The organism is Streptomyces sp. NPDC001156 (genome assembly GCF_053598275.1).
The window spans coordinates 1-8813 of record NZ_JBSFJX010000280.1 but is presented as its reverse complement, the minus strand read 5'-3'; the positions used below and the strand labels follow the sequence as shown (position 1 = coordinate 8813).

Genomic DNA, 8813 nt, shown 5'->3' with positions numbered 1-8813 from the left:
CGTCGGACAATACGACCTCGACAGCACGCGGACCCCGATGCGACATAGAAATAGTCTACAGACTTAGACTCGCCATTTCCGGCGCGTCACACTAGGTGGCTGTCGTTCTCACGTGGGTCGGCTGCGGGTGCGGTGACCAGGACCACGGCGGGGTGGACGGCTGGAGCAGCATGTGTCCCGGCGGGACGTGGACGGCCTCGGCCGGGTTCTGCTGAGATCAATCCGACCAGATTTGCACCTTTTGGGTAAAGGACCGGACAGAGCTCCGATCTGTGACAGGGCTGCATCCGGGGCTGATGCCGACGCGGTCCACCACGGCCGCCGCAGGACCACGTGGAAGGGGTGGACACGCGGACGCCGCAGATCCGGCACGGCAGCGGCCCCTGTCTGGCCACTTACCGGCAGCTCGCGGAGCGGCCCGGCCGAACCGAGCTGCGGCGGCGCCTGCACCGGCTGTCGAGCGAGGTGCTGTTCCACCCGTACTGGCAGGGGCGGGGCCGGACGTCGGCGGAGGGGTGGGAGTTGCGCAACCCGGGGCGGGGAGGAAGGAGCGGGAGATGAGCCGCTTCATCTCGTGCGGGGACGTTGCCAGCCGTGGCCGCGCTGCCGCCTGACGCACCGCGGCTGCGGGCGATCCTCGCGTTCCTCGAAGAACGCATCGCCGAGAGTGAGACCGTTGGCATCTACCTGCGCCTCCAACGCGACTCCGTACGGGAGGCGCTGGCCCGCGCGGAAGAGCCGGCGCCTAGGCGCTCCCGTGGGCCGAGCCTGGGCGGCGTCCCGTCGCACCGCCTTCCTTCGCGTCGAGTCGGAGCGATCGACCGGCATCGGGATTCGTCGTTCAGCAGAAACGCACGCCCAGCGGTCCCGAGCCCGCCGTGATCCATGCGTACGACTGCACGATGATCGCGGGCAGCACGCACCCGATCGGAGACCACAAGGCCCGCGTCGCCCTGACGGATCCGAACATCGAACCCTGCGCCTTCTGCAGCCCGGACAGCGAGCTGGGCGTACTGGACCAGAAGCTGTGCACCCCAGCCGGGAATGCGGCGTGCCCAGGTCACGGCAGTCATGGCGAGTTGGCCGCCCCTTCGCCCGCTGAGGAGCATCGAAGTGATCAGTCGCAGCTAGTCGGCGGCCCTGATGCGATCAGTGGGCGGCGGGCTCGGCGGCCGGGTCGATTCTCCGACGGGCAAGAGGCGGGGGATGAGGCGGACGTAGGTCACCATGCCGAGGACTTCGACAAGGGTCTGGGTGACCACCACGGCCGCAGCGACGGCGAGGGTGTCTGGCAGGGCCAAGGCCAAGGGCAGCACGACCAGGGAGTTACGCGTCGCGCCGGTGAAGATGATCGCCCGCCCGGCCGAGGGCTCGAGGCGGAAGAGCCGGGCGACAGCTCTCCCGGCGAAGGCCATGACCACGAGGAACAACGCGTAGAAGGGGATGACGGCGGCTACATCGGCGAGGTTGTCGCCGAGCTTGGGCGCCTGGGAGGCGACGACCGTCAGCAGGGTTGCGGCCATCAGCGGCACCATCGTGGTATTCCCAGCGTCGGCGGCCTTCTGACCAGCTGGGCGGCGCACGGCCCACGCCTGTACGGCCCAAGCCAGCACGAGGGGGATGAGGATCAGGAAGGTGAAGGCTTTCACGAACGGGCCGACCTCGACGATTTCGGCCAGGTCGGAGCCCATGAACAGGTACAGGAATCCCGGCAGCAGCAGCATCTGCGCCACCAGCAGGAGCGGGGTAGCGGCCAACAGTCGATGGTTTGCGCCGCCAGCCAGCCCCGAGAAGACGATCACGTAGTCCACGCACGGGCACAGCAAGACCAGCAGGACCCCGACCCGGACGGCCTGGTCCGCGGGCAGAAACGTGAACATTGCCGCGACGACCAACGGCACCACCACAAAGTTCACCACCAGGGCAGCGGTGAGGAACCGGCCGTCGCGTAGGGACCGGAACAACTCGGCGGCAGGCACCTGGAGGAAGGTGACGAACAGCAGAGCGCCCAGCACGGGGCTAATAGCGTGCTCAAGCCCGGGGCCGGCACTCGGGGCCAGCCAGCCCAGCAGACCCCCGGCGGCCATCGCCGCAAGGTAGATCGCGACCTGGTGGTGTTCCATCCGCTCGACCAGGCCCTCCGGTCCCTGCTCAGGCACCCCGTCTGCTCCCTGCTACTACGTAGCGGCCCGCCCTCATGACAGCCGCTTGTCCATCCTCACAGGTCATCTTGCGGCCCCGGCATGGGACGTGCGCTGAGTCAATCCGTCGGCGTGCTGTCCACCCCGGCCCCTGCGGGCTGGTTGCCTCCACCGCGACCACATCACTGTCAAACACATGGGCGACGAGCACGGGAGCCTGCGTATCCTGCACGATCGAGCCGGCGGGTCTACCACCGCCGTGGAGTTGCAGGATCTGCCAGGCACCGTCTTGAGCCGACCAGGACAGGTCACCGCCTGCCTGCCGCATCGCAGGCAGCTCTGCCAATGGTCCGTCGCACCGGGCCACCACGAAAGATCCAAAGAATCCCATGAGCCGAGATGCTATGAGCCGCTGGTGACAACGCCTCTTTCTCCGGCCGCCAGGCGACCCGCGAACCCCTGCCACTGACAGATCACCTCGACCCACCTTTCCCCAGCCCCCATCCCGGAGCCTGAGCGCCCCCGCCGGAGGCTCGTTCTGACCGCGGCCTTGGTCGTACAGGTCGCTACCAAGCAAAGGCCAGTTCGAGGGGATCATGCCTCTGAACTGGCCCTCAGTCGTGTGTCTCCGGCACGATTCGAACCTGCGACACCCGCTTTAGGAGTTCATCCCCTCGCGCGTGCGCGCTGCCGCGTCCCTACTCCAGGGGCTCAAGGCAGTCCCCCTGTTACCGTCAAGGTCCCCGTGCGTACGGCTCTGTTGCCGTCATCCTCTGCCGTCAGGATCCGCGTCAGACCTGCGTGCAACACTGCTGCGCATGTCCCTCGCCGATCTCAGTCTCGACCAGTGGCGGTCCTTTGACCTCCCTGCCGCACGTTACGTCGCCGAGGAGGCGGCGGATCTGGTGGACGGCCGTGTTACCGCCGTCGAGACCGTCGAACACCTCGGCGCCCCACTGCACCGCGTCCGCATCGAGCGGAACGCCCAGGAGTTCGCGCTCATACCCGGTGGGGCGGTGACACTCGGATTCGACCTTGACGCCTGGCAGCCGACGCCCCAGCAGACCGCCGACTACCAGGAGAGTCTGGAGCAGGGTTTCGGCTACGGCCCCGATCTCCGAGCCCACCTCGCGCAGGTGCTCAGCCGCCGCCGGACCGTCACTCTGGCCACAGTGCTCATGGCCCTGGAGGACGAGACCCTGACCGAGCCCCCCGCCGACATGCCAGCCGTCCTCGCGGCCCGCGGTCTGCGGATGCCGACCTCCGACGAGTGGGAGCACGCCTGCGGGGCCGGCGCGGACACCCTGTTCCGATGGGGCGACACCTGCCCCATGGACCGCATCCGTACGGGGACCGAACCGGCCCGCACGCTCAGCCCAACGCCTTCGGACTGCGCATCGCCTATGACACCTACAGCACGGAGCTGACGAGCGACGTCACCGCGGTGCACGGCGGGGACGGCGGCGAGTCGGTGTGCGGCGGCTACGGCACCCTGCTGGCCTGGCTTCCCCTGGCCACCGCGAACCGCAACCCCTCCATGGCCGAGTTCGTGTACGGCCCGGACGGCGAAGACATGTACGAGGATTTCTCCACTCGGCCTGTACTCACGCTCTGATCTTTAGGACACGCTTCCGGGCCACACCTGGGCCACACGCCCTGGTCAGAAGCGGGGCACACGCGAGAAACCCTGAGACAGTTCGAATACCGAAGGGGTGCCCGGAAGATCCGGACACCCCTTCTCACCTGGCCTTATGTGGCCAACACGCGGTGGGTGTGGGATTTGAACCCACGGTGGCTCGCGCCACGACGGTTTTCAAGACCGTCACGGGATTGAAGTCATTACGCAGCGGCAATGGCGGGAGCCTGGTGCCGACGGGGGGTGCTCTTGATTCGACAAGCGGGTGTGCCCAGGACGGTGTCCACCTGGTCGCTGGAGTAGAAGCGCAAACTCCCCGCCTCGTGCCGTACGCGACTGACCGCCTCCCACGCGTGGGACTGGTTCACTTGGTTGGGGCAGTTCCTCATGCCCGTGCAAAAGGCCATGATGACGCCGATCGTCTGCCCCTTCCCGGCGTCGTATCGCTTGTCCTGGGTGCGGCGGGTGACCTGCGCCTGACGATGATCGTCACTTGGGACTGCCTGCCCCGTGATCCACGGTCAGGCATCGGGCGCGTGGGGCAGCCCCACGCGCCTGACTGAGTTACAACTTTTTCTGCTGGTTCAAGGCGCCCGGCTCCGCTGCGCGCTACGGGTGGTCCGGGTCGAGTGTGCCGTCGAACTCGAACACCGGGTTGGGGACGTCCTTTCCGGACTTCTTGTCGGTGATGGTCGCCATGCCGATGAGCTTGGAGGGTCCACCGGCGGCGTAGGTGGAGTCGGCCCTGATCTGCAGTTCGAACTTCCCGGTCTGCACGTGGTGGGTGTCGTCGTGGAAGGTGACCATGCAGATCCAGTCGGTTCCAGAGCCGACATCGGCGACCTTTGGGCCGCCGCGGTCACAGTCTGCTGAGGCGTCGATTCCAGCGACGGTGATGCCAGGGATCCCGAGGATGGCTGTCTGCTGGACGTACAGGTTCGCAAACGTCGGGGCCAGTGCTCGCTCGACGCGGGCCTTGGTGACGTCGGGCGTGCTGAAGGCGGTGGACACGGCCACGGCGGCGACCGCCGCAGCGGCGATCAGGCCACGGGTGACAAGTCGGGTGCGGATCACGGTTCAGCCTCCGGTGATGTCGCGGCGGCGCAGCGAGATGTAGGCGCCCGCCAGGCAGATGGCGGTCCAGGCGGCGCTGACCGCCAGTCCGAATGTGAGCGGGCCGTAGAAGGGGTGCTCGGCGAGCAGTCCGTGCCACGAATCCAGCGGTGTGGTCAGCAGGAACCGGCGAGTGAGGTCGATGCCGCCGAGGGTGCCGATCAGCTGCATGACCAGTCCGAGGGCGACCGGCACGGCGACTCCCGCAGCGGGGTTGCGCGTCTTGACCGACAACAGGATGGCCAGGGCGGTGAACCCGATCTGCGGCGCCAGGGCAGTTGCCCAGGAGGCGATGACCAGCGGAAGTGCCGTGCCGGAGGGAATGAGCTGACCTCCGAGTCCGACCAGGGGCTGTGTGCCGATGATCAGCAGGCTGGAGCCGATGGTGCTCGCTTCCAGAACGGCCAGCGAGACGACGGTGAACAGGGTCGCGGTGAGCGTCTTTGCCCAAAAGATCTGGCTGCGGGTGACCGACCGGGTCAGGATGGTCTTCCAGGTGCCGTGCTGGTCCTCGTTGGCGAAGATGTCGCCGGCCACGAGGGCTGCCAGCATCGGGAAGATCCACTGAGAGCCGAAGGCGAGGATGAACAGCGGCGCTGCGTATCCGCTGGTGTGGATCTGCCGACCGTAGATCGTGTCGCTGGGCGACTGCTGCTGTCCGTTGAAAACGAGCACGATGGCGATCGGCGCGATGAGGCAGACGAGCATCGCGTAGCGGCTGCGGGCCTGTGCGACGAGCTTGGCGACCTCCCAACGCAGGACGGTCCCGGTGCCGGGGCGCCGGGTGCTGCGCCCAGGCGCTGCGGAAGCGGTGGTGGTCGGAGTGCGGGGAACCCCGGTGGTGGTCGTGGTCATCGGTGCGCTCCGCTGGTCACTGGGGTGTCGATCTCGAGGGGGGGTGCATCTGGCGTGGGCTCGGTGAGCATGAAAAACAGCGATTCCAGGGGCGTCTTGTCGAGACCCAGTCCGCGCAAGGCGATGCCGGCTCCAACGATGTCGGTGATCAGAGCGTCGATGTCCCCATGCGATCCGTGGACGGCGAGGCCGTCGACGGTGTGACCGACCTCGAGTCCCCGCGCGCGGACGAGTTTCTCGGTGGCGGCGTCGTCAGTGGTGGTAATGCGATGGGCCTGCGCGGGGGCCTGCTCGCGTAGGGCGGCGATCGACCCGTGGTACGCGACCGTCCCGGTGCGCATGATCGTGACGTCGTCGCAGATCTGCTCGACTTCGCCCATGTCATGGCTGCTGAGCAGCACGGTCAGGCCACTCGAGGCGAGGCGTTTGACCAGGGCACGCATGTCACGGATGCCGGCCGGGTCCAGCCCGTTGGCGGGTTCGTCGAGGATGAGGAGTCTCGGGTCGCGCACCAGGGACGCGGCGACGCCCAAGCGCTGGCGCATGCCGAAGGAGTAGCCGCCCACCTTGTCGCGCTGCCGGTCGGTGAGATCGACGATGTCGAGGACTTCGTCGATGCGGTCGGATGCGACCCCACCGTCGAATCCGGCGAGGAGTTGCAGGTTCCGCCGGCCGCTGAGGCCGGGATAGAACTTGGGGCTCTCGATGAAGCCGGCCACTCCCTCGAGCACTGCGACACCGTGCTTGTCCCACGAGCGGCCGAAGACTTCCAAGGTGCCGCTGTCTGGGCGGATGAGTCCGAACAGCATCCGCAGGAACGTCGTCTTGCCTGCGCCGTTGGGGCCGAGAAGACCGTAGACCTCGCCTTCGGCAACCTTGATGGAGATCCGGTCCAGCGCAGTCAATGTGCCGTATGTCTTGGTGAGGTCGGCGGCATTGACCGCCAGCACTTCGCTCATGAGCGCGAACCATAGGGACGGCGCATGAAGCAACCATGAAGCCTGATGTCAGCGCTGATGGAAGGGGCTTACGGGGCCGTGATCACTCGCGCCGAAGCCGCTCCGGTCCAAAGTCGTTCCGCCGACCCAGACCATGGAGGTCTCCCAGTGACTGGGCCATAGCCGGTGCCTGGCTAGTCTGCACGGTATGCACTGCCTGGTCGTCGACGACGAGACCCGCCTGACCGATCTGGTCGTCCGCTACCTGACCGAGTCCGGACACACCGCCGAGGGCCGCTATGACGGCCCCTCCGGGCTGGCCGCCGCTCGCGACCCCCGGCTGGACGCCGTACTGCTGGACGTGATGCTGCCCGGCATGGACGGCGTGGAGGTGTGCCGGGCACTGCGCGCCGAGGGCATCGACGTGCCCGTGATCCTGCTCACCGCGCGCGGTGCGATCAACGAGCGGGTGGCCGGGCTGGACGCCGGTGCTGACGACTACGTCGTGAAGCCGTTCGCCATGGAGGAACTGCTGGCCAGGTTGCGCGCGATATCCCGGCGCCGCCCCGATCCGGCCGGCCGGCTCCAGGTCGGTGACCTCGTTCTTGATCCCGAGCGGCAGCGCGCCTGGCGCGCGGACACCGAGTTGGAACTGTCGCGGCGGGAGTTCGCCGTGCTGCGTGTGCTGATGGAGAACGCCGGGTGCGTGGTGTCGCGGCTACGGCTGCTGGAGGAGGCGTGGGACGGCGAGGCCGACCTGCGCAGCAACGCCATCGACGTGCACGTCTCCAAGGTGCGCGCCAAGGTCGACCGGGCCTTCGACCGTACGACCATCACGACACTGCGGGGGCGCGGCTACCGACTGGAGACGGCTCCATGACCCTGCCGGGTCGACTGCTGCCGCGCTTTGGGCGGCTGCCTGTGGTCACGCGTCTCGTGCTGGCCGTGGCCATCACCATGTCGCTGGTCCTGACGGGCGCGGCGGGCTTCGTCTACTGGCGGGTCAAAACCGCCCTGGACCAGCAGCTGAACGACGATCTGACCACCTATCAGCGCAGCCTCGACCACGCCGTAGGCGACCGGGCGCAGCTCCCGCCCGGCCCCAGGGGCAGTCTCCAGCAGGTCCTCGACGCGCACGGCCGGGTGCTCGACTCCAGCGCGGCCATCCGCCAGCAGATCCTGCTCACTCCGGACGAAGTGGACTCCGTCGCGCGCGGAGCCACAGTCCGGCATGAGGTCGGCTCCCTGCTGCCGATCACCTCGGACACCCTGCGCCTGCAAGCCCATCTCGTCATGGTCGGCGGCCAAGGGCGGATCGTGATCGCCGCCGTACGACGCGGCCACCGCGACGAGGCGCTGCGCGAACTCCTCGCCCAACTGGCCATCGCTTCCAGCCTGACCCTGATCGCTGCGTCCTACGTGGGCTACCGCACCGCCCGCGCCGCTCTGCGTCCTGTCGAGCGCTACCGCAGCGGTGCCGCCACCCTCGCCGACGGCACTCAGAACCTGCGCCTGGACGTGCCCGCCGACCGGGACGACGAGATCACCCGTCTCGGCCACACCCTCAACCACATGCTCGACCGCCTTCAGGCGTCGGCTGAGCGCGAGCGCCGGTTCGTCGCGGACGCCAGCCACGAACTGCGGACCCCGCTCGCCCTGATGCGCGCCGAACTCGACTTCGCCCTGCACCGCCCCCGCTCCGCCGGAGAACTCACCGAGACCCTGCGTTCCGTGGACGCCGAGGTCCAGCGCCTGATCGACCTCTCCAACGCGCTGCTGGGCCTGGAGGAACTCGGTAGCACCGGCCACGTCACGCGCGTTCCCACGTCCCTCGCGAACCTCATCGACGCCGCTGTCACCCCGCATCGACGTACCGCCAAGCGGGCCGGGTGCGATTTGACGGTCGACTCCAGCGACGTGGTTGTCGACGTCGATTCCCGGTGGCTGCGGCCGGCCGTCAGCAACCTCGTCGACAACGCACTGCGGCACGGTCGCGGCAGCGTCCGCGTCGCAGCGACCGTCGACGATGGCGTACTGAGCCTTTCCCGGTAACCGGTCGTCGCTCGCTGTGATCGCTGGGCTGTGCTGTGCCGCTGCCGTCGCCAAGTCCGCGCAGCCGTAAGGCCCCTG

Annotated in this window: 9 protein-coding genes and 1 pseudogene; 6 read left to right on the top strand and 4 right to left on the bottom strand. The window is 68.0% G+C overall.

Features of this window, described 5'->3' with window-relative positions; genetic code table 11:
* The first annotated feature begins 342 nt into the window (after positions 1-342).
* Positions 343-561, top strand: a complete 219-nt coding sequence (locus ACWDA7_RS47290; RefSeq protein ID WP_450613688.1) for a hypothetical protein — start codon at positions 343-345, stop codon at positions 559-561.
* A 317-nt stretch (positions 562-878) separates the two neighbouring features.
* Positions 879-950, top strand: a pseudogene (locus ACWDA7_RS47285) (hypothetical protein); the annotation flags it as partial.
* Between the two features lie 177 nt (positions 951-1127).
* Here ACWDA7_RS47285 and ACWDA7_RS47280 read toward each other — a convergent pair.
* Positions 1128-2123, bottom strand: a complete 996-nt coding sequence (locus ACWDA7_RS47280) for an arsenic resistance protein (protein WP_450613689.1) — start codon at positions 2121-2123, stop codon at positions 1128-1130.
* A gap of 836 nt (positions 2124-2959) precedes the next feature.
* Between ACWDA7_RS47280 and ACWDA7_RS47275 the strand changes: the two genes are divergently transcribed.
* Together ACWDA7_RS47275 and ACWDA7_RS47270 are read left to right on the top strand one after the other, a co-directional pair.
* Complete coding sequence (locus ACWDA7_RS47275; protein ID WP_450613686.1) at positions 2960-3568, top strand: hypothetical protein; 609 nt, start codon at positions 2960-2962, stop codon at positions 3566-3568.
* Positions 3569-3585: 17 nt separating this feature from the next.
* Complete coding sequence (locus ACWDA7_RS47270; RefSeq protein WP_450613684.1) at positions 3586-3756, top strand: hypothetical protein; 171 nt, start codon at positions 3586-3588, stop codon at positions 3754-3756.
* Positions 3757-4386: 630 nt separating this feature from the next.
* Here ACWDA7_RS47270 and ACWDA7_RS47265 read toward each other — a convergent pair.
* The 3 genes from ACWDA7_RS47265 to ACWDA7_RS47255 are packed head-to-tail and all read right to left on the bottom strand — an operon-like array spanning position 4387 to position 6704.
* A complete protein-coding gene (locus ACWDA7_RS47265) occupies positions 4387-4851 on the bottom strand; it encodes a hypothetical protein (RefSeq protein WP_450613682.1) in 465 nt (154 codons plus the stop codon).
* 3 nt (positions 4852-4854) lie between these two features.
* Positions 4855-5745, bottom strand: a complete 891-nt coding sequence (locus ACWDA7_RS47260; RefSeq protein ID WP_450613680.1) for an ABC transporter permease — start codon at positions 5743-5745, stop codon at positions 4855-4857.
* Positions 5742-6704, bottom strand: coding sequence for an ABC transporter ATP-binding protein (locus ACWDA7_RS47255; protein WP_450613678.1), 963 nt, complete (start codon positions 6702-6704; stop codon positions 5742-5744). The genes ACWDA7_RS47260 and ACWDA7_RS47255 overlap by 4 nt, the downstream gene beginning before the upstream one ends.
* A gap of 187 nt (positions 6705-6891) precedes the next feature.
* On the opposite strand from ACWDA7_RS47255, the gene ACWDA7_RS47250 reads away from it, so the two are divergent.
* Entirely contained in the window at positions 6892-7563 is a 672-nt protein-coding gene (locus ACWDA7_RS47250; RefSeq protein WP_361000552.1) for a response regulator transcription factor, read from the top strand.
* The gene (locus ACWDA7_RS47245) at positions 7560-8735 is read left to right on the top strand and encodes a HAMP domain-containing protein (protein WP_450613676.1); all 1176 of its coding nucleotides are present in this window, start codon (positions 7560-7562) and stop codon (positions 8733-8735) included. Before ACWDA7_RS47250 ends, ACWDA7_RS47245 begins: the two co-directional genes overlap by 4 nt.
* Positions 8736-8813 lie beyond the last annotated feature (78 nt).

Bases quoted from the DNA above. Each gene is read 5' to 3' on its own strand.
- ACWDA7_RS47245 (WP_450613676.1), top strand. From the start codon at position 7,560: ATGACCCTGCCGGGTCGACTGCTGCCGCGCTTTGGGCGGCTGCCTGTG.
- ACWDA7_RS47250 (WP_361000552.1), top strand. From the start codon at position 6,892: ATGCACTGCCTGGTCGTCGACGACGAGACCCGCCTGACCGATCTGGTC.
- ACWDA7_RS47280 (WP_450613689.1), bottom strand. From the start codon at position 2,123: ATGGAACACCACCAGGTCGCGATCTACCTTGCGGCGATGGCCGCCGGG.
- ACWDA7_RS47260 (WP_450613680.1), bottom strand. From the start codon at position 5,745: ATGACCACGACCACCACCGGGGTTCCCCGCACTCCGACCACCACCGCT.
- ACWDA7_RS47275 (WP_450613686.1), top strand. From the start codon at position 2,960: ATGTCCCTCGCCGATCTCAGTCTCGACCAGTGGCGGTCCTTTGACCTC.
- ACWDA7_RS47255 (WP_450613678.1), bottom strand. From the start codon at position 6,704: ATGAGCGAAGTGCTGGCGGTCAATGCCGCCGACCTCACCAAGACATAC.